The 22,396-nt window shown below is 44.4% G+C and carries 19 protein-coding genes; 10 read left to right on the forward strand and 9 right to left on the reverse strand.

Annotation, left to right across the window (positions count from 1 at the left end):
* The first annotated feature begins 5 nt into the window (after window positions 1-5).
* The 3 genes from K2F45_RS15355 to K2F45_RS15365 all read left to right on the forward strand — a co-directional run bounded on the left by K2F45_RS15355 (window position 6) and on the right by K2F45_RS15365 (window position 4,283).
* On the forward strand, window positions 6-614 hold the full coding sequence (locus tag K2F45_RS15355; RefSeq protein ID WP_120334032.1) for a flavin reductase family protein: 609 nt from the start codon (window positions 6-8) through the stop codon (window positions 612-614).
* A gap of 120 nt (window positions 615-734) precedes the next feature.
* Complete coding sequence (locus K2F45_RS15360; RefSeq protein ID WP_248931777.1) at window positions 735-2,711, forward strand: PAS domain-containing sensor histidine kinase; 1,977 nt, start codon at window positions 735-737, stop codon at window positions 2,709-2,711.
* Window positions 2,712-2,798: 87 nt separating this feature from the next.
* Window positions 2,799-4,283: a DHA2 family efflux MFS transporter permease subunit gene (locus K2F45_RS15365; RefSeq protein ID WP_248931778.1), complete on the forward strand. Its 1,485-nt coding sequence runs from the start codon at window positions 2,799-2,801 to the stop codon at window positions 4,281-4,283.
* A gap of 11 nt (window positions 4,284-4,294) precedes the next feature.
* On the opposite strand, the gene K2F45_RS15370 is transcribed toward K2F45_RS15365, so the two are convergent.
* From K2F45_RS15370 to K2F45_RS15380, 3 genes are all read right to left on the reverse strand, one after another.
* Window positions 4,295-5,101: a helix-turn-helix domain-containing protein gene (locus K2F45_RS15370; protein ID WP_075992944.1), complete on the reverse strand. Its 807-nt coding sequence runs from the start codon at window positions 5,099-5,101 to the stop codon at window positions 4,295-4,297.
* Window positions 5,102-5,163: 62 nt separating this feature from the next.
* Window positions 5,164-6,579, reverse strand: coding sequence for an aldehyde dehydrogenase family protein (locus tag K2F45_RS15375; protein WP_248931779.1), 1,416 nt, complete (start codon window positions 6,577-6,579; stop codon window positions 5,164-5,166).
* Between the two features lie 265 nt (window positions 6,580-6,844).
* Window positions 6,845-7,861, reverse strand: coding sequence for a hypothetical protein (locus K2F45_RS15380; RefSeq protein ID WP_120334028.1), 1,017 nt, complete (start codon window positions 7,859-7,861; stop codon window positions 6,845-6,847).
* 195 nt (window positions 7,862-8,056) lie between these two features.
* On the opposite strand from K2F45_RS15380, the gene K2F45_RS15385 reads away from it, so the two are divergent.
* Entirely contained in the window at window positions 8,057-8,434 is a 378-nt protein-coding gene (locus K2F45_RS15385; RefSeq protein WP_075992947.1) for a hypothetical protein, read from the forward strand.
* A gap of 174 nt (window positions 8,435-8,608) precedes the next feature.
* Here K2F45_RS15385 and K2F45_RS15390 read toward each other — a convergent pair whose 3' ends face one another.
* The 5 genes from K2F45_RS15390 to K2F45_RS15410 form a co-directional block, all read right to left on the reverse strand.
* A complete protein-coding gene (locus K2F45_RS15390; RefSeq protein ID WP_075994845.1) occupies window positions 8,609-9,697 on the reverse strand; it encodes an efflux RND transporter periplasmic adaptor subunit in 1,089 nt (362 codons plus the stop codon).
* 165 nt (window positions 9,698-9,862) lie between these two features.
* Window positions 9,863-13,036: an efflux RND transporter permease subunit gene (locus tag K2F45_RS15395; RefSeq protein ID WP_075992948.1), complete on the reverse strand. Its 3,174-nt coding sequence runs from the start codon at window positions 13,034-13,036 to the stop codon at window positions 9,863-9,865.
* Between the two features lie 6 nt (window positions 13,037-13,042).
* Window positions 13,043-14,401 carry a TolC family protein gene (locus tag K2F45_RS15400; protein ID WP_248931780.1) on the reverse strand — a complete coding sequence of 453 codons (1,359 nt, stop codon included), beginning with the start codon at window positions 14,399-14,401 and terminating at the stop codon, window positions 13,043-13,045.
* 108 nt (window positions 14,402-14,509) lie between these two features.
* Window positions 14,510-14,878, reverse strand: coding sequence for a hypothetical protein (locus K2F45_RS15405; protein ID WP_248931781.1), 369 nt, complete (start codon window positions 14,876-14,878; stop codon window positions 14,510-14,512).
* 230 nt (window positions 14,879-15,108) lie between these two features.
* Window positions 15,109-16,188, reverse strand: a complete 1,080-nt coding sequence (locus tag K2F45_RS15410) for a PAS domain-containing sensor histidine kinase (protein ID WP_075992951.1) — start codon at window positions 16,186-16,188, stop codon at window positions 15,109-15,111.
* 302 nt (window positions 16,189-16,490) lie between these two features.
* On the opposite strand from K2F45_RS15410, the gene K2F45_RS15415 reads away from it, so the two are divergent.
* The 3 genes from K2F45_RS15415 (at window position 16,491) to K2F45_RS15425 (ending at window position 18,920) form a co-directional block, all read left to right on the forward strand.
* On the forward strand, window positions 16,491-17,348 hold the full coding sequence (locus K2F45_RS15415; protein WP_075992952.1) for a helix-turn-helix domain-containing protein: 858 nt from the start codon (window positions 16,491-16,493) through the stop codon (window positions 17,346-17,348).
* Window positions 17,349-17,457: 109 nt separating this feature from the next.
* Window positions 17,458-17,871, forward strand: coding sequence for an OsmC family protein (locus K2F45_RS15420; RefSeq protein WP_145326946.1), 414 nt, complete (start codon window positions 17,458-17,460; stop codon window positions 17,869-17,871).
* Between the two features lie 5 nt (window positions 17,872-17,876).
* On the forward strand, window positions 17,877-18,920 hold the full coding sequence (locus K2F45_RS15425; protein ID WP_248931782.1) for an alpha/beta hydrolase: 1,044 nt from the start codon (window positions 17,877-17,879) through the stop codon (window positions 18,918-18,920).
* A 108-nt stretch (window positions 18,921-19,028) separates the two neighbouring features.
* Here K2F45_RS15425 and K2F45_RS15430 read toward each other — a convergent pair whose 3' ends face one another.
* Entirely contained in the window at window positions 19,029-19,370 is a 342-nt protein-coding gene (locus K2F45_RS15430; RefSeq protein WP_153848237.1) for a winged helix-turn-helix transcriptional regulator, read from the reverse strand.
* A 105-nt stretch (window positions 19,371-19,475) separates the two neighbouring features.
* Here K2F45_RS15430 and K2F45_RS15435 point away from each other — a divergent pair, with 105 nt between their 5' ends.
* The 3 genes from K2F45_RS15435 to K2F45_RS15445 all read left to right on the forward strand — a co-directional run bounded on the left by K2F45_RS15435 (window position 19,476) and on the right by K2F45_RS15445 (window position 22,298).
* Window positions 19,476-20,438, forward strand: coding sequence for an aldo/keto reductase (locus K2F45_RS15435; protein ID WP_248931783.1), 963 nt, complete (start codon window positions 19,476-19,478; stop codon window positions 20,436-20,438).
* A gap of 106 nt (window positions 20,439-20,544) precedes the next feature.
* Window positions 20,545-21,411, forward strand: a complete 867-nt coding sequence (locus tag K2F45_RS15440) for a helix-turn-helix domain-containing protein (protein WP_248931784.1) — start codon at window positions 20,545-20,547, stop codon at window positions 21,409-21,411.
* A gap of 134 nt (window positions 21,412-21,545) precedes the next feature.
* Entirely contained in the window at window positions 21,546-22,298 is a 753-nt protein-coding gene (locus K2F45_RS15445) for an SDR family oxidoreductase (protein ID WP_201668105.1), read from the forward strand.
* Window positions 22,299-22,396 lie beyond the last annotated feature (98 nt).

The raw sequence follows: 22,396 nt of genomic DNA on the forward strand, positions 1-22,396 counted from the left end.
AAACGATGATTTATAATGAACAGGCCATTGCGGCATTTGAAAGAAGATACAGAGCAAATTTTATAAACTCGCTGGGCGGCTTTAAAAGCCTGGTATTGATCGGTACAAAAAACAGGGACGGAAGTGAAAACCTTGCCACGTTCAGCAGTTTGTTCCACCTGGGCGCAGATCCGGCACTCTGTGGCATTATACTTCGGCCGACGACAGATTTTAGCAGCACCCTGGATAATATTCTGGAGCAGAAATGGTATACGATTAATCATGTCTCATCCGAATTTGTACATGAGGCACACCAATGTAGTGCAAAATATCCTAAAGGTGTTAGCGAATTTGAACAGGTTGGACTTAGCCCTGAATACCTGGAAAATATTCCGGCCCCTTTTGTTCAAGAAAGTAAAATAAAATTCGCCTGCAGCTTTGTTCAGAAAACAGCTGTTGAGCTGAACGGTACAACATTGATCATCGGCCAAATAAAAACAGCTTTCGTGCCCGATAACTGTTTAAAAGAGGATGGTTATATCGATATCGAAGAAGCCGGGACAGTTACTTCTAGCGGTCTTGACAGCTATCATACCACAAGCCGGATTGAACGATTACCTTATGCGAAGCCTTAAGCAACATTTCGCTAGGATTTTCATAAAGAAAGCACACCGTTCGGCTTTCTTCAAGACTTCACTTCCCAAAGCGGAAGATAATGTGTTACGCTATAGAATGTATTCTTTATCTTTGGTCTAATGGACATCAAGAAAAAATTTGGTAGTGCCTCATTTGGCGAAGACCTTATCTTACAGGCACTGAGTTGTTCTCCCGAGCCTACATCAATCTATACTGGAACAGAGATGACCATCCAGTTTGCCAATGAGGGCATGCTTTCCCTTTGGGGCAAAGACGCATCCGTTATTGGCAAAGCGCTGATCAGTGCTATTCCCGAACTGGAAGATCAGCCGTTTTTAGCTATTCTGCAAGAGGTTTGGCGTACGGGCAAATCCTATTCCGTGACCGAGGCACCAGCCAGACTCATTAAAAACGGTGTTCCGGTGACTGATTATTTCGATTATGAATATAGAGCCCTATTAGACGAAAACAATAAAACCTGGTGTATTTTAAACACTGCCCGTAACGTCACTTTAAGAAGGCAGCATCAGCAACAGATTCGGGAAAAAGAAAAAAAGGAACAAGGGCTGATGGAGGAAATGGCGGCAACACTCGAAGAATTGACCGCTACAAATGATGAGCTCAACAGTTCCTTACACCTTCTGGCAGAAAGCCGTGAACAAGTGCGGACAATTATTGAGCAGGCACCGGTCGGCATAGCGATGCTGAAGGGGCCGGAACTGATTATTGACATAGCCAATCCAACAATATTAAAAATCTGGGGCCATCGATTAGCGGATGTGCAGGGCCGGCCCCACGAAATCGCAAGGCCTGAACTGCAAGGCCAGCCAGTGAATCAGTGGCTCCGGGAAGCGTTCGAAAAAGGCGAACGTAAAACAAACAATGAACTCTCCATATTACTGCGTCACAATGACGGACTGCGAGAGGCTATCGTAAACTCGATCTATCAACCTATTTTTTCAACTGACAACAAAGTCACTGGAATTCTGATTATCCTTGAAGATATTACCGACCAAGTCCTTGAACGGCGGAAAAGTGAAAAAGATCAACACATGCTGTCCATGGCTATTGATGCCGGAGAGCTTGCGACGTTCTATTATGAGCCCAAAAATAATCTGTTCTCCGGAAATGCCCTGTTAAAATCATGGTTTGGTTTAGCCGATAAGGATCAATTGGATTTATCCGCCGCTATTTCTTCCATCGTAGAAGAGGATCGGGAACGTGTAATGGCTGCCATAACTGAAGCACTTAGCGAAGAGTCGGATGGCAATTACTTTATTGAATACCGTATTGCCCATGCGCAGTCCCCGAACGGCAGACTCGTGCAGGCACGTGGTAAAGTATTTTACGATGCTAAGGGAAAAGCAGTAAGTCTGAACGGTACTTTACGGGATATTACCGAACAAAAAGCTGAGGAACAGCGGAAAAATGATTTCATAAGCATCGTTAGCCACGAACTGAAGACACCCCTGACCTCTATAAACGCCTATCTTCAATTGATGCAGCGTCAGGCATTCCTTACAGCAAACACGAGTTATCAAGACATTACAATGAAATCCCTTCGACAAGTTCGCAATATGAAGAACTTAATCAATGGATTCTTGAACATCTCGCGATTCGACTCCGGCAGAATGATGATAGAAAGAGAAGTGTTTGATCTGAAGGAATTATTTGCAGAACTTGAAGATGAATTTAAATTGAGGATAAACTCCCATCAGATCGTCGCTGACCTGACGCAAAGTCTATCCATTGCTGCTGACCCGAATAAGATTTCGCAGGTAATCCAAAATCTTGTAGAAAATGCGGCCAAATATTCGCCGATAGGAACCCAGATTACATTTGGCTATTTGCCTACTGCAAATCAGGATGTAGAGATTTTTGTCAGTGACGAGGGTATGGGAATTGCCGAAGAAGACCGGGATCAGATTTTCGAGCGATTTTACAGGGCAGGAAAAGATAAGGTCGGAACAATTTCGGGATTTGGCATAGGACTGTATCTCTGCCGTGAAATTGTAGAACTGCATAATGGACATATCACTGTGGAGAGCAATTCAGCGGGCGGAACCACATTTAAGGTGCGGCTTCCAGCTCAGTAAATGTAAAAATTGTTAATATTATAAGTTCTTTTCTTCGGTTCTTAGCAAACACATACGCGGACATATCGGTCATTTAATTGCCTTTTTATGACTTTTCTTTTTTACGATAGGCTTACTTTTGTCGCAAATGTTTCCCGTTCGGGATTTAAGAAGAGCAAGATGAAGAAAGAATCGCGCATCATATCGCTCATTGTAGGTGGCACTTTACTTATGGAGATGCTCGACACCACAGCGATATCGACAGCCTTACCCAAAATGGCACATGATTTTGAGAGTGATGTTGTACACCTCAGTGCAGGTATTACCTCTTACACCGTCATGTTAGCTGTATTTATTCCAATCAGCGGCTGGATTGCCGACCGCTACGGCGCAAAAAAAGTTTTCAATTTGGCGATTATCGGATTTATACTTTCTTCAATCGCATGTGGACTGAGTACCAACCTAACATCTTTCGTTATTGCACGTATTTGCCAGGGTACTGCCGGAGCCCTCATGGTACCGGTGGGACGTCTTATTGTACTTAAGCACACCGAAAAGAAAGATCTGGTTGAAGCGATCGGTTATATTGCCTGGGCTGGGTTATTGGGCCCTATTATCGGCCCAGTGCTGGGCGGATTTTTTACAACCTATTTTAGCTGGCACTGGATTTTCTTTATCAATATACCCGTCGGTGTATTTGCGCTGTGGGCCGTGCATCAATTTATTCCAGCGATGGATTCCGAAAATAATCGTCCCCTTGATATTATCGGTTTTTTTATCAGCGGTATCGGTCTTGCCGGAATTATGCTGGGAACTGAAATGATCGGCGCAGCCCAAGGCGATTATACAAAACCAGCGGCGACCATTGTGGCAAGCTTTGCGCTGATGGCCGTTTCGATCTGGCACTCCAAACGTATCAAGTATCCGTTGATTGATTATAGTATTTTGAACGTAAAAACCTTCCGGATTACGGTATTTTCAGGCTCCATTACCCGTATGGTGATCAATGTTGCTCCTTTTATATTGCCCCTTATGTTACAGCTGGGTTTTGGACTGAGCCCCTTTCACGCCGGACTCCTTTATATGGCCAACATGTTCGGTAGTATGAGTATGAAACCCGTAGCCATGTGGATAACACGCAGATTTGACTTCCGCAAGGTCCTGATCGGCAACGGTATTATTTTAACACTCGTAACCGCCGGACTCTCCCTGCTTTCCATACAAACGCCGATCTGGCTGGTGGCAATTGTATTCTTTTTCTCGGGCCTTACACGCTCGCTCCAATTTACCAGCCTAAATACCCTGGCTTATGCAGACGTGCCCAATGAACAGATGAGCAATGCAAATACACTGTATAATACGGCACAACAAATGGCACTTGGTATGGGTATCGCCCTAGGCGCAGTGACGCTACACCTGGCAAGCAGTTATTATCAGGATACGGTTTATCAGATGCGGGATTTTAGCTTGGCCTTGCAGTTAATTGCTGGCTTATCACTCCTATCCTTAATCGAGTATTTCAAAATTAAACCAAGCGACGGAGCCAATTTAAGGGGTATATCCTTAAAGAAAGAAGTTCAGAATGCCGCTTAGTTTTTTAAATATTAGGTAGGCTTTTCGGTATTAGATAGGCTTTTGGGATTGTAGCCAAACTGCTTTTTAAACGCATGGGAAAAATGCGACAGATCTTCGAAGCCCAGATCAACAAAGATGTCCGAAGCAGACCGCTTTTCTTCCTTTAGGAGATAATGTGCTTCATCCAGTCTTTTTTTCAGCATCCATTGGTGCGGCGAGGTTTGGAAAACCTTTTCAAAATCGCGCTTAAAGGTGGCTAGGCTCCGACCGGTGAGACGGGCAAAACGGTCTAAATTAACGTTATACCTGTAGTTCTGATTCATAAAGGCTTCAAGGTCTATTTTATGCGGTTCAGAAAAATCAAACAGGATATTTTTGAGCGCTGGTTTCGTTTGCAGGAGGATCAACAAAAGTTCCTTGATTTTCAGGTCGGTGAGTGATTTATTATTCAAATTGCTTTGGAGAAGGGCCTTCAGCGACACGATAAAATTTTCAAGAACCGCATTGACATCAATTTTAACCAGCGCTTCTGTTGTCGTCGAATGTTCTGCTTTCAGCTCATACTCATGCGCAAAATTCTTTAGCGTTTCATCACTCAGGTAGATATTCAGACTTTCACAGGCGCCGTTTGGCGGCGGAATCTTTGCAAATTTCACCAGCTGGTTCTTTCTGATGAGATGAAAATCGCCCGGATGCGCAGTATGCTGGTCTCTATTGTCGGACAACATAAAACTTCCCGACAGCTGATATGAAATCGTATGCTGAGCCACAAAATTTTCCCCTTTTCTGCTCACTTGGTGGTAACAGGAATAGACAATATCCGAATTTTCTATCATAAGACTCTCGATCAAGACAAAGCGCCGTTCGTACGACAACGCTTTGTCAAATGTATAAAAAATTAGCTTAGTACGGCTTTGATTTCAAGGTAAGGTTGCAAACCATATACGCCATATTCCCGTCCAATGCCCGACTGCTTGAATCCGCCAAACGGAACCATTGGGTCGTGACTGAATCCATTGATACAGATCCGCCCGGCATCGATTTCTGCGGCCACACGTTTTGCCCTTTCGCTATCCGCCGATGAGATGTAGGCAGCTAGTCCATAAGGCGTATCATTGGCAATTTCTATGGCTTCCGCTTCGGTTTGATAAGGAATAATACACAAAACGGGACCAAAAATCTCTTCCCGCGCAATGGTCATCGCATTGCTGACATTTGTAAAAATGGTGGCTTTCACAAAATTGCCATCTTCCAGACCTTCCGGTTTTCCCAATCCGCCGGTCAACAAGGTCGCCCCTTCCTCGATACCCGTTTTAATATACTGCTGTACTTTATCAAACTGCTTCACACTCACCATCGGCCCGATGTTGGTATTGGCATTTTGTGGCAGACCGACAACCATACTTTCCGCAGTGGCCTTTGCTATAGCATTTACCTGATCCACCTTGTCCTGTGGCACGAGGAGCCTTGTCGGCGCTATACAGGCCTGGCCACTGTTCATATAAGCGCCGTATACGGCCATCGGAATTTCTTTATCGAGGTCTGCATCATCCAGTATAATATTGGGCGATTTTCCGCCCAGTTCGAGCGTGATGCGTTTCATGGTATCGACCGCTTGTTTAGCGATGAATTTTCCTACGGCTGTAGAACCTGTAAATGAAATTTTGGCAATTCCGGGATTCTCGGTCAGTTCCGTGCCCACCACATTTCCGAGACCTGTCACCACATTGATCACACCTTTTGGCAAACCGGCTTCGTGAAAAGCTTCCATCAGCACATTCGTCTGCAAAGCACTCATTTCACTGGGTTTGACGACTACGGTACATCCTGCTGCGATTGCGGTAGCGACTTTACTGGCCACCGAACTGTTACTGGCATTCCAGGGCGTAATGATCGCGACAGCACCTACAGGCTGAAATCGTACCGAGGCGGCGTTAATTGTCCGTTCAAATTCAAAACTGCTGAGCACTTCGATCATGCTGTCAAACCAGGCTCCGGTGTGTGCGTTGCTCATGCTGACAAATTGATGCGTTCCACCGTATTCTTCGATCATCGTATCGATAAAATCCTGCTTTCTGTTCTCAATCGCGGTTTTCAGTTTTGTTAAATAACCGATGCGTTCCGAAACGGTGGATTTTGAAAATGTCCGGAAGGCAGCTTTTGCAGCTGCAATGGCATTTGTTGTGTCGGTTACATCGGCTAAAGTGACTTCACCGATTTTTTGATTCGTAGACGGATTGATGAGCTCATAAATTTCCGTTCCGTGCGGGCTTACAAATTCCCCGTTGACATAAATCGTATTGACTGTTTTCATTTTGTTTCTATTTATAGTACAAATTTAGCTGTAACCTATTCACCTAACTTGGCAAAAAAGCTCAATTATACTTTGCAAAAAAGCTCAGATCCGACAAATGCGCATACTCGGTTTATAACAATGCCTTTGGATAAACACTGCCTCGGCAAAGGCCTTGTCTACCCGCAAGAATAATTCAAGGAACGTCATCTGATTGTTTTTCAAAAAAGTCAGAGATACAGCATTTTAGGCTATATCCGTTTGATCTTTATAATAGCAGAATTTATCAGTTCAGTGGTATAAGTTGGTCCCAGCCCTTATGCCGCAGATTATGTACGTTATCCAAAAAATCTTTTAACTTTTTTTCTTTTCGCATCCATTCTGTTACCAGCAGCAGGTTTCCGATCTCCATCGCCGTCATCTTCAACCTCAGACTTTGAATCACCTCCTTACGAAACTCCAGTTGAGTCGCGTTAGGCGAAATTGGAAAACGGATATGCATCATATTCACCCTACAGGTGCTACTTATACGGAAAAACCATTTGTCAAGTCCTCTAGTTTCTAGCTCATGCAAGAAACGATCGGCTTCTAGCCGCGTACCATCAATCTGTACAACTTCTTTTTTTCCTTTTTTAGAAAAATAAAAAGGGACATCAAACATACGAACAGCATCTTTCTGCAATGAACTTAGATCGAATCGAGCTTGGAGGTAAAGCACATCATAGAGTGATCCGATTGGAATACTTTTATCCAATGCGCTTGGAGGCAGTATGGTGACCACTTTTTCTACAGGAACTATTTTTTCTGGTAATAGATCGCTGAAAAGCGCCACTGCATTTGTTGGCGTAAGCCACCATAATTGGCCTCCAATAAAAACATAGCTTACATAGGCCAAGCATCCTGTAGCAATAAAAGGTATATAATGGAATAAATAGTTTATAAAAAGCATATACGTACTACCGCTACGTACAAAAGCGATTAAAAAGATAAAGCAGAGGTATAGCATTAAAACTGCTAAGGATGTGGACAGAATAGCCCATACCAGTTCTGATTTTGGTAAACTATTGGTCTGCACGCGTCCTCTTCCAAATAGTTGCAATTGCGGATATTTTTTCTGCCAATAAATCCACAAAACTTTCAATCGAACACGAATGAGCAGCGCAGCAACGACTATTGCCAAAGCAAATGCCAACGTCCAGGTCCAATACGCTGGCATCCAAATTCTATTTAATTTAAATCCATTGTTTCCAATTAGATTAAAAATCAAAGAGACGAAAAAACTCTCTACGAATAATTTTAACATTTTCATATCATTCCATCAAATACTGTTATTAGACTAAGGTTTATATTGTTTGAACATCTAATTTATTAAAATTAATCAAGTATTAAGCAAAATTTAATCTTCAAAAAGTAGATTATCCTCCAAAATCCCGGAGGTTATTCTTTGGCATTCGCTTAGGTAATCTTTAAAATAAATATTTGCCAAAAGAGAACTTTTATGAAAGAAAACTTAGACGATGTCGGTTTGACAGCTAAAGTTGCCACACTTCTCGCGCTACCTCGGGTAGATCGCGCACTAGCGCTGCAGCTTATGAGAGATAATTTTGTGGACTGGATGGAGCACAACTTTAACCTAAGCTCCAATCAGGCGGATAAACTTAACCAACTTCCCGCTGAGCTTAGTCAAAAACTTGGCATTGCGATCAGCAATTACCTCATGGAGGGCCATGTACTTCAAGTTCGAAAAGACGAAAAGAAAGTTGAGCAACCAGATTTCACAGAGCTTTGTATATACGGGGTCGACGAATGGCTCGATGGAGGAACTGAAGCAGAGGCGACTCCCCTGTATATACGGATTTCATACAAAAACGCCTAGCCTTATTATGTATGCCAGCCATTTTTCGAGGCTGATTTCATGATAGTTGCCGCTTTTAGCTGAAGCTATTTTTCTATTCTTGATTAGTAAACAAGCGTTTCTTTATAGAATACAATGAAAGCAATGAAAGGCCCAAAAGGACCTTTCACACTTTTTGGAGATAAAGATGTATACTTATTTTTCCAAAGGCAGCTTGACCCCCTCTTTGATTTCGTCATTGGCATGCAGCAAGATCTGATCACTGCTGTTTAGCTTTCCAAAAACTTCGGTAGAATCATGCGTGGATACCCCTTCTTTGATATCCACAAAATGTGTCTTGCCATCTATGAGCTGGATCACATACTGCCTTTCTGTAGAACGCACGATACTATTGGAAGGTACCAATAACGAATTGGCTCCGGCAGACAATGGAATATCGACCTCACAGTATAAACCGGGTTTGAGCTTATTATCCGAGTTTGCGACATCGACCTCTATTGCTTCAGACTGCATGGCGCCCAACGAATTCGCCGAACGGGCTATCATCCCTTCAAACACCTTATTCGGGGTATTATTAAAACGATATGCAACCTTTTTCGAGAGGTCTACTTTATCGACATAGGTCTCGGGGATCTGCACTTCCAACCGTAATTTATTGAGATCCTGCAGAATCAACAGAGGTTGATCATTGCCTTTTCCCGGTCCGACCAGTGCTCCTTCGGAGATATTACGCTGTACAATCACACCATTGAATGGCGCTTTGATGTTCAGGTACGATTGCAACATTTCAACTTCTTCCACATTTGCTTTTTCCGACATGGCGACTGCTTCGTCAGCTTTCATCTTCGAGAGGGCATTGTCCAGATCAAGCGGGGATACTGCGCCTTCCTCCTGTGCGGCATTTTTGAGTCTTTTATATTTATCCTTACTCGCAGATGCGGTCTCCTGTGCCTGTACAAAACGTGAATGTGCGGCCTGAACCGCTGCGAGCATTTCTGGCGCCTCCAGCTGCATCAGCAGCTGCCCCTTTTTAACAACTGTACCTCTATCCACAAAGATATGCTTAACAAAGCTATTCATCTTGGCATAGATATTTACTTCATTAAAGGGTTTGAGCTTACCGGGTAAACGCACACTGCTGGACATGACTTTCTCTTGTATGACTGTTGTCTGATAGGTACTGGCCTTAGCCGGATTTTTTGGCGTCAGGTCAATCGGCTTTTCGGTTTGACCGCAAGCGAAAAGTAAGCCTGTCAGTAGTAGTAAATAGCCTATTTTTTTCATCCGTTTTATTTTCATATTCATTACTCAATTGTGTCTTTAAGGCATCACTGCCATGGGCGATTTTATCTTTAAATACGATTCTCTTCCTGTTGCATAGCCACTTCCATCTTTATCGCCCTAGTTTATACTGCTGGGTTTAAATTCTGAAAGAACACTACATTTTTTTTAGTTAACACTATACTTGTCTTTTTCCACCAGTAACTTTTGATGATCGGGCTCGTCCTGCGGCAATAGTGATTCGGAATCGAACGTGGATTTTTCCTTCATCCACACAAACAGGAGCGGCAGGATAAAAAGAGCAGCAAATGTGGAGGCAAACAGACCGCCGATCACGGCCCGGCCCAATGGTGCCGCCTGCTCACCCGTCTCCCCCATTCCCATGGCCATAGGAATCATTCCGGCAATCATTGCCATACTGGTCATCAGGATCGGACGTAGCCGCGTTGTCGCGCTGGCCAGCGCCGCCGTCCTGGCATTACGGAAATCCAATCGCAGTGCTTCCGCATTGGACACGATCAAAATAGCGTTGGCTACGGAGACACCGGTAGACATAATCATACCCATGTAGGATTGCAGATTGAGCGTCGACCCTGTGAGCAATAGCATCGCCAAGGATCCAAGGATCACTGCAGGAATAGTCACCAATGCGGTCAGCGAAAGCTTCACACTCTGATAATTCGCTGCCAGTAGCAGAAATATAACAACAACTGCACAGGCAAGCCCCAACTGCAAACTACCCATGGTATCGAGCAATAGTGTCGACATCCCTTTCATTTCTACCACGACACCGCGCGGTGGAGCCTGGAGTTCACGAATAGCCTGTTGCACATCCGCTGTTGCTGTGCCCAGGTCTTTCTTATGGATATTTGCCATCACGGTCAAATACCGCCTTGGCCCCTGCCGGTCATACTCACCTGGTAGATACTGTGTATTAAAAGTGGCTATATCGCCCAAGGTCGGTGTGAGCTGTCCTTTCACCAGTGGAATTTCGCGCAGCTCGTCCATGGTATTCATCACATATTCAGGCACCTGCACCTGTACCTGATAGGTATAGGTATTGTTTTCATCGAGCCACTGGATCTTCTGCGTAAACCGGCTCGAGGAAGTGCTGGCCGTTACCGATCGAGCAATATCATCCATCTGCAGACCAAGCTGGGATGCTTTGAGCCGGTCGATGGCAATGGAAATGGTTGGCAGCCGCAGCGGTTGCGCGATCTGCACATCCCGCAGATAATCGATGTGCCACAATGCGCTGACAACCTGATCGGCATAGACCTTCAGTTCGTCCATTTTCTTTCCGGCTATGCGCACCTCGATCGGCGTTGCAGCGCCCTGGCTCATAATCTTTTCGGTCATATCAATAGGCTCAAAATTAAGGCGCAATTTGGGCAGTTTATAATGGATATTTCGTCGTAAAACATCTTTGAGTTCGTCCATATTCACATGGTAGTCTGCATTGAGGTTCACTTGGATCACGGCTTCATGCGTTCCGGTATTGAATACATAGAGGTTGCTGACTCCATAGCTGCTGGGCACCAGACCAACATAGGCCGAACTGATGGCGACCTGATGGTTCACCGTACTATCGATTACCTGCAGCACCTGTTTAACGGACTCTTCGGTACGTTCCAACCGGGTTCCATCGGGCTCTTTGATCCGTAGCTGAAACTGTCCATTGTTGACTTTTGGCATCATGTCCTTGCCGATGTACACAAATGCCGCTGCTGCAAGCCCCAGCGTAAGCACCAGATAACCGATGATGACTTTGCCCTTATGGCGCATGGAGCGGTATAGGCCGAAGCGATAACGCTTTTTGAACTTATCGAAAAAGCCCGGCGAGTCTGACTTGAAATGACCGATATGATGCTCTTTGAGCAGCCAGTTGGATAAAATAGGTACCAAGGTCTGGGCCATAAAGTACGAAGCGATCATCGTCAATCCAATGGATAAAGAAAGTGGCAGAAACATCGCCCGGGGAATTCCAGTCATCATAAAAGAAGGTGCAAATACGGCCAAAATACAGAACAGGATCAAAAGCAGCGGCACGGCAATCTCCTGACAGGCATTGTAGATCGCCTTACGCTTGTGCGTACCCTGTTCCTGATGCTGGTGTATGCTTTCGATGGTCACCGTGGCCTGATCCACGAGGATACCGATGGCCAGGGCCAAACCACTCAAGGTCATGATATTGATGGTCTGGCCAAACAATGTCAGTAGCAGGACGCCGATAAGGATGGATACCGGTATGGTTACGATTACGATCAGGCTGCTCCGCCAGTCGCGCAGAAACAAGAGAACCATGAGACCGGTAAGCAAAGCACCGAGCCCCCCTTCGTGCAAAAGGCTCTGCACCGAATTCATAACCGCTACTGATTGGTCAAATTCATAAGACACCTTCACATCCTCGGGCAGCAGATTCTGGATTTCCGGAAGCTTGGCCTTGAGGTTGCTGACCACTGCCCAGGTGGACGCATCCGATGTCTTAACGGCAGGGATATAAACAGAGCGCCGGCCATTGATCAGTGCATAACTTACCGTCACGTCCGAGGCGTCCGATACGCGTGCGACATCTTTGATATAAATCGGAATTCCATTTTTTGTCAGAATAGGGATATCAGCAAAATCTGCGACATTCTTGATCAGTGAATTGATGGTTGTCACATACATCGTGTTGTTGAGGTGCAGGTTACCGGATGGTGACATCACGTTAAATTTCGACAATGCCATCACCACCTCGTCGGCGGTCAGGTTGTAGCTCCGCAGTTTATTGGGGTCAACATTGACCGTAATCGTCCTGGAGTTGGCGCCAAAAGGTGGCGGTGCAGAGAGACCCGGTACCGCAGAAAACATGGGCCGCACCAGGGTACTCGCCATATCGTAAATCTCCTTGAGGCTTCTTGTCTTCGAAGATAGCACCAGTTGCCCCACCGGTAAGGAGGAAGCGTCAAAACGGACCACCTGTGGCGGCAGCGCCCCTGGCGGAAAAAACTTCATGGCGCGGTTTACCTGCAGTGCTACCTGCGCTGAGGCTTCGGCCATATCGGTATTTTCGTAAAAACTAAGTTTCAGGAGCGTAAGTCCCTGAATATTTTTGGCGGATATATTCTTGATTCCATTGACATAGAGAAACTGATCCTGCATCCGGGAGGAGAAAAAACCTTCCATCTGCTGGGGAGACATCCCGCCGTAAGATTCAATAACGTAAATGGTCGGTGAATTGAGCTGCGGAAAGATATCAATCGGTATTTTCAGTACAGCGAGTACCGAAAAGAGCAGTAGGCTCAGGGTGATGATCACTGTGGTAATCGGCCTTCGTAAAGCAGCTGTGACTAGTGACATAAGTGATTAGTTAAAAAGTTGAAGAAAGCCATCGACATTGTTCTGCGCCACCACCTGGTGGAACAATGCCAGATAATAATTATACTTGGCGGTGATGTAATCGCGCTCTGCCTGATTGAGCATGTTCTGGGCAACATTGACCTCCACAATATCGATAAGTCCATTTTTATATAGGGAAAACTTCTGGCGGTAGGCGGCATTTGCAGCTTTGGTCTGACGCGGAATTTCCTTCAGACGTCTTTCTGCAGTCGCCACTTCAGTGGTAGACTGTGCAATATTCATGGCGATGTTGGCCTGTTGTTCCTGTAGCTTTTGACCAGCCTCGTCCACCATGAGGCGTTGCGTATGGAGTTTTACCTTTTTGCGGCGCAGATCAAACAGGTTGTAGTTTATTCCCAGACCAACGAGGTAATTACCTCGCTGTAGCCCAAAGCCATCGGCGAGCGAACCATAACTATTATCGCTATGTACACTGGATGCCCTACCCCATACAGCTCCCGAGAGAAACAGCTTGGGACGGTAACTGTTGGCAACCAGCTTTTCTTCCATTTTCGTTTTGTCGAACAATGCATTATAATAGGCTACCATAGGATGCTGACGGCCGCCATCGAGTTCAATTGGCGCGTTCTTTACCTGTTCGAAAAGAATCTTTTCGGCAGTGGTATCCGCTACAATCTGCGCTGGCGGCATACCCGCCAAAGTAGCCAGTTGAATTTGTAATTGTTGTTGCTGATTATCCAGTTCAATGAGACCAAGTTGGCTACGCGATATTTCAGCATCGGCCATACTGGTATCCACGCCTGCCCGTATACCACTTTTGACCAGGGCAAAGATCGATTGCCGTATTTCCTGATTACGGGCTATACTGCGCGACTGGATACCGATGAGGTCATGCAATTTCAGTAGCTGCAGGTAACTATAAATCGTGAAGGACTGTAAGTCATACTTCGACTGTTCAAAACGACGGTTCTCCAAGGTCACCTCCGCCTGCGCAAGTTGGTCCTGGGCATTGAATTGACCAAAATTATAGACCTCCCACTGGAAGGCGGCAATGCCAAGATTGCTGCTCACAGCCTGATACTTATTATCGGCACGGATACCGCCATTATTGGTCGGCACGAGACCAAATCCGAAGTAAGGCCCCGGCACATTATTATTGGAGCCGACGTCTGCCTGATACGACAGCTTTAGGCTCGGCAGACGGTTGTTTTTGACTTCTGCGGCGCGCGCCTGCTGCACCTGTGTACGTACATAGTCGGTGCGTAGGGATGGCGCATGCTGCGTTACCGAAGACAGCAGCTGGTTGAGTTTAATAGGCACATGACTCTCCTGTCCATAGCTAAAGAAGCTACAGCAGAGCAGCACATGCCCCATAAGGACAAGTTTTTGAAACATATAAAAAGCTTATTTTAAAATAAATGAATGTTTGCAGCTCCATTGGAGCCACTTCATACGATTAAAATGGCTTTTTTATCATAAAGTCAGCTGAAGATGACGGAGGTATAGCCGTTCGAGCGGCAATATTATTTTGGATAGCAAGTTACCAATCGAAAACGTATCCGAATTCGGAAAGAAGGTGTTAAAGAAATGAGTAATAAAAAACGTCTTTACTTTGGCGGTAAAGTGACGAAGCGGCGATATCGTCAGACAGGCGCTATCGTTTACATCAACCCAATCCAGGTACTCCTGTTTTCGTTTACTAAAGGCCTTGATAACGGTGATAAACTCATTCTCGCCCTGTGTCTTTGCCTGATGATACAATGAAAATCCGATCAAAGGCTTCACGATCAGTAGCATAGCGCTTACCAGTAAGAGAAATTGAAATATGACTCGTCTTAACATAGGTTGTATGATATCTAAAGCACAGCATTTTGATTTGCGTACACTACAAATATAAAAAATGACGCAGTAGACCATTGTAACATTGACGTAACGAAAGCTTTTGTAAACATCATGTTGCAATTAGATTGCCTCTCACAAAAATCCAATAATACTAGCAATGTGAACCAGAATCTTGCTCCGGTTTTTCTTGTAGTCTGCTCGGTAGGTTTTATTTAATGGAAGATTTCCCTTCATTTATGCGGAAGGGTAAAAGCGATATCGGTGCCCGGCCCCTCTTTATCGAGCACATGGATCTGACCACCATGCCGCAATATAATATCGGCGCAGAGAAACAGCCCGATACCGAAACCTTCAATATGGCTGTGACCTTTGGAGCGATAAAATTTCTCAAATACTTTTTTTCTATCCTCAGGTTTTATTCCTATACCAAGGTCGCTAATCAATACGGATATTTCATGCTGATCTGTTGTCATCGTGATGTGTATGGGTGATTTTTTATCACTGTATTTAATGGCATTATTGATCAGGTTGGTAATCACCTGTCCGATACGATAACCATCCGCTTCCAAAAATACGGTATCATCGGGCAGATGTAAGTACAGATCACTCTCGGGAAATATGAGCGCAGCATTATGACTTATTTCAAGGATAAGCTGGGTCAAATCTATCGTAGATCTATCGAGTTCGATTCCTTTAGCCATTACCATCACGGGAGCTATCATCTCATTGAGGAGACGATTAATACGGTCAGTGGCTTTGAGCGCATTTTCTACGAGTTTATTTGACAGAGCATTTTCTTGCGCTGTCAACTGCCTGTTCAGAAGCTGCAGGGTTCCTTTGACGGATGATAGCGGTGTCTTAATTTCATGCATGGCGATGCTCAACATTTCATCGCGCAAAATTTCAAGTTCCTTTTTCTCTGTAATATCAAGCGTTGTGCCCGAAATTATCTGTGGGCAGCCGTTCTCGTCATAAGTAACCGATCCACGTGCCTCAATCCAATGGATGCTATCATCACCATATCTTACACGATACTGTGCAATATAGGGTATGTGCTGCTCAATAGCCCTTGCGACACTCGCTTGCATCGCTTCCCGATCTTCATCCACAATACAGCCCAGCATATCACTATAGCTAAAATCCTTTGCCGTATCCCAGCCAAAATTTCTTTTGCATTGATCGGTACAGGACATGTAATTTTTTTCCCGAAGGCTAACTTCCCAGAAGCCGATACGGGCCTGTGCGAGCGCCTGCGCAAGATGTTTTTGGGATACCGTAAAGGTAGAATCCGCACCGTGCAAGTTAATCATACAATTGTTAGGATTTAAAAGTGCTTTTCAATTACGTAAAGATACTTATTGTAAGAATATTAGCATTATTATTTTACACCTTATATTAACCTATAAAATTCGGGAAGTCTGTCGGCTAATTTAGTCAGCAAAACGGGCAAAAAAAACTATTCCACGCTAACCAAGATTTATTTACACATGAATTCATCTAGAGACGATTACGCATAACTGGAGCAGGATGATTTTCCTGATGCTGTAAATTGTATCGTTTATTTTAGTTTTATAAGCAAAAGAGATACATTTGAACATAAACAAAAGTCCTTATGAACAGTGCTACTTCCATTTTCGAATCGAACCATAAAAAATTAGGCCTGATTTCTTTCGATTCCTCCTCGCTGGACCTGGTAAACGGCGAAACGTTCCGCCATTACATTAAAATATTGCTCATTCCAGCTGGTTACGCACTAACGGTGGATTTCACGGCCTATGAAACCCAAAATCCCACCTTACTTTTCATCAATACCAATCAATATCTTGACATTCAGTCGGCCAATGAAAATAAAGCCTTTTTAATCCATTACAACAGGGATTTCTACTGTATTCAGATTCATGATGAGGAGGTTGCCTGTGACGGACTCTTGTTCAATAATATTTTTGAGAATCCGATAGTGGACTTGTCCGGCGATGAGCTGCACGCCATCCCCCAATTATTCGCTCAAATCAGCAATGAGCTTGATTTTCAGGACCGCTCTTCGGAAGAAATGATCCGAACGTACCTCAAGCAGATTATCATCCGTGCAACGCGGCAGTGGAAAAAGCAGAACCTCCAAAATGAAACGCTCGACCTCGTCAGCATGGATCAGGACTTTTTCAGAAACTTCAGCCGACTGGTCAATATTCACTACAGGGAAAAACACAGCGTAGCCGATTATGCAGACCTACTGAACCTTGCCCCGAAAACGCTTTCCAACAAATTCCATAAACTCAACCTTGAAAATCCGAACGAGATGATCAAAAACAGGATCGTCCTTGAAGCCAAACGCCTGCTCCTTTACAGTGAGCTTACCATAAAGGAAATCGCTTATCAATTGGGTTATGAGGACCCAGCTTACTTCAACCGGATCTTTACGCAGAAATCGGGAAAAACTCCGGCGGCTTTTCGGAAAGAAATTAAAAATTAAACTATAAAAGGAAAAAAGTACAATTTATATAGACTTTTTGCTCTTTATTTAGATTGCCTATATGACATACCTTTGTCCTATAAGAAATTAACAATCAAAAATAAAGCGTATGAAACGTAATGCTACCGCCGTTTGGAACGGCACCATCAAAGAAGGAAACGGACATCTGACCACACAAAGTTCTGTTCTGAACCAGACCCAGTATTCATTCAACAGCCGCTTCGCTGAAGGTGTCGGTACAAATCCCGAAGAACTGCTTGCTGCTGCCCATGCAGGATGTTTTACAATGAAGCTGAGCCTTGATCTCACACAGGCGGGTTATCCCCCTAAAAGACTCGAAACAAAGTCCATTATTACCTTGGATAATGGTAAAATCACACAGTCGGAACTTCTACTTGATGCAGAAGTAGATGGCATCTCAGCGGAAGAATTTGAAAAAATTGCCCGAGAGGCCGAAAAAACCTGTCCCGTAAGCGCAGCATTCAGCTTCAAAATCATCTTAAACATCAACCTAAAAAAATAATCACGATGAAGACAATCTATTCAACAGTTTTAACATTGGCGGCACTCGCCATCACAAATTCCAATATCATGGCACAATCAAACCCCGCATCTCAAGACCCCAACATTGGCCGGGAAACAAGAGCATTCTTAAAAGAGTTGAACAGCGGCGACGGAAAACCGCTGGAAACCCTCTCACCAAAAGACGCCAGATTGGTGTTGGTAGGCGCTCAAAAATCAGTAAGCTTCGATTATTCCGATATCCAGGAATCAGACAGAACCATTACCCAGGACGGGCAGACCGTAAAAATACATATCGTAAAACCCAAAGGTGCCCAAGCTGGCCTACCCGTATTTATGTTCTTTCACGGCGGCGGATGGGTATTGGGAGACTACCCTACCCACAAAAGACTGGTTCGTGACCTTGTTGTCAACAGTGGTGCAGTAGCCGTGTTCCCGGATTACACGCCATCTCCGGAAGCCAGATTTCCCGTAGCCATCAATCAGGCTTATGCCGCAACAAAATGGGTTGCCGAGCATGGAAAAGAAATCGGGGTCGACGCCAGCAGGCTTGCTGTTGCCGGAAACAGTGTCGGTGGAAATATGGCCGCAGTGGTCGCATTGATGGCCAAAGACAAAAATGGTCCCAAGCTAAAACAGCAGGTACTTTTGTGGCCCGTAACAGACTCCGACTTCAGCAGAGCATCGTACACAAAATTTGCACAGGAACGGTTTTTAACAACGCCGTTGATGAAATGGATGTGGGATAATTACCTGCCTGACTTAAAAGAACGCGACAACAAATACGCGTCCCCACTGAAAGCTTCTCTGGAAGAGCTGAAAGGTTTGCCTCCTGCACTTGTTCAGGTGGCCGAGAATGATATTCTCCATGACGAGGGTGTCGCCTATGGAAGAAAATTGGATGAAGCCGGTGTTCCAACGACTCTTACAGAGTATAAAGGCTTTATTCACGATTATGGGATGCTGAATCCGCTAGCGCATATCCACGCCGTACAGGAATCTGTGCTGGATGCGGCAACCGCTTTAAGAAAAGCGCTGTTTGCAAAGTAAAATACCCTGCATTTCCAAAGAATAACACCAAATAGGTATCTCTGTTTGGTGTTTTTTAAGTTTATAATAGCGTCTTAAGCATGTATTTCCCCTAATGAGCGGGATTTCTTACAAAATCTTTTCCAATTCATTTCTATGATCCTCACCCCATTGGGCCGTTACCGCAATGACTGGTATAAGGCTTTCCCCTAGTCCGGTCAGTTCATATTCTACTTTCAGCGGAAGCTGATCAAAGACGACTTTATTGATTAATCCATGTTCAATCAATTGACCAAGCTGCACATCAAGTACACGACGGGTTGCATTGGGGATTTTCCGCTGCAACTCACCCGGACGCTTGATACCTGAATGAATGGCCCAGAGCAGGTTTATTTTCCATTTGCCCTGAACCACCTGCAAAAACAGATGTAAACCGCAATCTAAATTAACCGGAAGCTTTTTTTCGTACATAGCTGATATATTTTACGAAGGCATAAAGTGGGTATAGATAAATTTATCCGTAATTGACACGGTTACTTGATGCCCTTAACTTAGCGGCAAAGTAAATATAAAAATATGAAATACAAGATATTTGGATCAAAAACAGGACTGCATGCCAGTGAAATAATCTTAGGAGCCGCCAACTTTGGGACAAAAAAAGGCTATGGAGCCGATCCCGATGAATCAAAAAAGATTTTAACAGCTTATGCAGATGCAGGAGGTAATTTTATCGATATATCGGATGTCTATCAATTTGGGGAGGCAGAAGAAATCGTTGGTAACTATTTAAAGGGACAGCGAAATAATTTTATCGTCTGCTCAAAATATACTAGAAGTAGTGATCCCAACCCTGCAATCAGTAATTTTGGGAATAACCGTAAATCTATGCGACAGGCTGTTGAACAAAGTCTGAAAAGATTGAAAACGGACTATATCGATATTTATATGCCGCATTACGATGATGGTGTAACTTCATGGGAAGAAATAGCTTTGGGACTTCAAGATTTGGTCAGCGAAGGGAAAATAGTGTATGCGGGACTCAGCAATTTCCCGGCATGGAAAGCATCGGCCATTGCATCAGCAACGAAAGTCACTGCTTTACAAATTGAATATAGTTTGTTGCAACGTACCGCAGACCGTGAACTGATGCCGATGGCAAAGGAATTTGGTCTTGGTGTGATGATGTACTCGCCACTGGCTGGCGGACTGCTGACCGCAAAATATAGAAAAGGAGAAGCCGGGCGCATCAGTCATTCCTCTGGCGCTGATTATTCGGAGGACGAGAAAACCAAACTGATCATTGATGAACTGGTATTAATCGCGGAAAAATATGAAACAACACCCGGTCAGATTGCATTTGCGTGGAATTTATCAAAAGAGGCATTTCCATTACTGGGAGCACGCAATATCAATCAATTTGAGCAAATTATTAGCGCTACTGAAATTAATTTGACAGCTGATGAGCTAACCAAACTGGACGCTTTAAGCTCTATTAGCCTCGGGTATCCGCACGATCTACTGCATACCGTACGAGGTTGATATTAAAAGATAGAATCTAATACAACTAAGAAGGAACTAACATAAAACGTAATCGATAGTAATTCTTAAAGTATATGAACTAAATTTGAACTTAAAATTGCGCCGCATGCCAAAAAGAGATTCTATTTTAGTGAACAGCATGGATTCCAGCAGCAGTATGGCTGTTGGAATATGGGATGGTTCAACGACGGGCATCCTAAAAGCGCTCAATCCGCATCGACATGACCATTATACCTGCATGCTTGTTGAAGCTGGACAGCTGGAAGTCCTATTTGATTTTGAACAGCTGATCATGCCAGCGGGAACGCTTTTTGTCTGCCCTCCCCATCAGGTCCATCAGATCACCACGGTTTTAGGCGCATCCGGTTATTACATTTCCTTCGAAGGCCATCACATGACCAGGTCAGCCAAAGATATGCTTGATGCATCTTTAAATGAAACCATTGTATTGTCCCTCTCAGCGACCGAGCAACAATGGTTTACTTCCATCTTGGACTCGCTAATAAATTTGGACAGTATAAACTATAGTGCCAATAAGGAAGTGCAGCAGCCACTGCTGTCAGCATTTATAACCCAGGCGGTGATTTGTCACGATTGCAGATCCGCCGCAGGGTCCATAAGTCACAGCCCCAGGGTTATAAGTATTGCCAACGAGTTCAGAAACCTTGTGAAGCGTGATTACCGCAGCCTTAAACGCCCCGCAGCATATGCCCAGCAGTTAAATATCTCCGTGGCCCACCTGAACGATGTCGTTAAAATGGTGACGGGCTTATCCGCATCAGCGCTGATACAGAAGGAAGTACTGAGCGAAGCACAGCGCCTGCTCTATTATTCGCGATTGAGTATTAAGGAAATTGCGGTGCAGCTAGGCTATAAAGACACCAAGTACTTTATCAGGCTTTTCACAAAAAAAACTGGGCGATCACCGGGCGATTACAGAAAGACGCTACGTTTCAATCCGAACCTGGATTAGACAATCTTATACTATTCAACTCAAACACGGCTTCTTTTTTTGTCCACCTTTTACCTTTGTTTGTCAGTTTTCCGGCATTCATTTTTTGATCAATTTTGCAGTATAGATAAGTTGTAAATTTAAATAGTTTAGCTATGAAAATCTTAGTAATCGGTGGTACAGGTCTTACTGGAAGGCTGGTCACAAAAAAACTGGCAAACCTTGGTCATCAGGTAATCATTGGTTCGCCTTCACATGGCGTGGATCTCATGACGGGAGAAGGTCTCTCCCAGGCCCTGGAAAATACAGAGATCGTCATCGATCTATCCAATTCCTCCTCTCCTGAAGAAGAAAATGCAATCCACTTTTTTCAGACCGCAGGAAAGAATCTGGTAAAAGCGGAGCGGACCGCAAACATCAGGCATCACCTCGTACTTTCCATTGTCGGAACGGACGATGCGCTGGAGATCGGATATCTTCGCGCCAAGAAATATCAGGAGGACAATATCAAAAACTCCGGAATACCTTATACCATCATTCGTTCGACACAGTTTTATGAGCATACTGATGCCATCATTGCCGTTCAGGGTCAGGGTGACGAGGTTTTTGTTTCCAAGATCGACTACCAACCCATTGCCCTGGAAGATGTGACAGACTACATTGTGCAGTTTGCACTCGAGGAGCCTAAAAATGGCACGGTCGAGATTGCGGGGCCTATAAAGGCCAATATGGACGATTTTGTTGCGAAATATATCGCGATCACCGGGAATCACATAAGGGTAGTTTCTGACGACGATAGCAAATATATGCATCTTGTTGTTCCTAAATCATTGCTCGTACCTGCTGGAGCATATTGTGCCGGCAAGGTTCATTTTGAGGATTGGGCACTAAATACAGCTGTGATTTAAGCCATCAGAAAAGAGAAATCACCGACCTTTGCTGAGCTGGATATCTTATAGATCGATACGCTCAGTAGTTGGTGTATATCAATAGAAAGTGCTGGAAT

This window comes from Sphingobacterium siyangense (assembly GCF_023277505.1).
In the GTDB taxonomy this organism is placed as follows: Bacteria; Bacteroidota; Bacteroidia; order Sphingobacteriales; family Sphingobacteriaceae; genus Sphingobacterium; species Sphingobacterium siyangense.

Bases quoted from the DNA above. Each gene is read 5' to 3' on its own strand.
- K2F45_RS15355 (WP_120334032.1), top strand. From the start codon at position 6: ATGATTTATAATGAACAGGCCATTGCGGCATTTGAAAGAAGATACAGA.
- K2F45_RS15360 (WP_248931777.1), top strand. From the start codon at position 735: ATGGACATCAAGAAAAAATTTGGTAGTGCCTCATTTGGCGAAGACCTT.
- K2F45_RS15365 (WP_248931778.1), top strand. From the start codon at position 2,799: ATGACTTTTCTTTTTTACGATAGGCTTACTTTTGTCGCAAATGTTTCC.
- K2F45_RS15370 (WP_075992944.1), bottom strand. From the start codon at position 5,101: ATGATAGAAAATTCGGATATTGTCTATTCCTGTTACCACCAAGTGAGC.
- K2F45_RS15375 (WP_248931779.1), bottom strand. From the start codon at position 6,579: ATGAAAACAGTCAATACGATTTATGTCAACGGGGAATTTGTAAGCCCG.
- K2F45_RS15380 (WP_120334028.1), bottom strand. From the start codon at position 7,861: ATGTTAAAATTATTCGTAGAGAGTTTTTTCGTCTCTTTGATTTTTAAT.
- K2F45_RS15385 (WP_075992947.1), top strand. From the start codon at position 8,057: ATGAAAGAAAACTTAGACGATGTCGGTTTGACAGCTAAAGTTGCCACA.
- K2F45_RS15390 (WP_075994845.1), bottom strand. From the start codon at position 9,697: ATGAAAAAAATAGGCTATTTACTACTACTGACAGGCTTACTTTTCGCT.
- K2F45_RS15395 (WP_075992948.1), bottom strand. From the start codon at position 13,036: ATGTCACTAGTCACAGCTGCTTTACGAAGGCCGATTACCACAGTGATC.
- K2F45_RS15405 (WP_248931781.1), bottom strand. From the start codon at position 14,878: ATGTTAAGACGAGTCATATTTCAATTTCTCTTACTGGTAAGCGCTATG.
- K2F45_RS15410 (WP_075992951.1), bottom strand. From the start codon at position 16,188: ATGATTAACTTGCACGGTGCGGATTCTACCTTTACGGTATCCCAAAAA.
- K2F45_RS15415 (WP_075992952.1), top strand. From the start codon at position 16,491: ATGAACAGTGCTACTTCCATTTTCGAATCGAACCATAAAAAATTAGGC.
- K2F45_RS15420 (WP_145326946.1), top strand. From the start codon at position 17,458: ATGAAACGTAATGCTACCGCCGTTTGGAACGGCACCATCAAAGAAGGA.
- K2F45_RS15425 (WP_248931782.1), top strand. From the start codon at position 17,877: ATGAAGACAATCTATTCAACAGTTTTAACATTGGCGGCACTCGCCATC.
- K2F45_RS15430 (WP_153848237.1), bottom strand. From the start codon at position 19,370: ATGTACGAAAAAAAGCTTCCGGTTAATTTAGATTGCGGTTTACATCTG.
- K2F45_RS15435 (WP_248931783.1), top strand. From the start codon at position 19,476: ATGAAATACAAGATATTTGGATCAAAAACAGGACTGCATGCCAGTGAA.
- K2F45_RS15440 (WP_248931784.1), top strand. From the start codon at position 20,545: ATGCCAAAAAGAGATTCTATTTTAGTGAACAGCATGGATTCCAGCAGC.
- K2F45_RS15445 (WP_201668105.1), top strand. From the start codon at position 21,546: ATGAAAATCTTAGTAATCGGTGGTACAGGTCTTACTGGAAGGCTGGTC.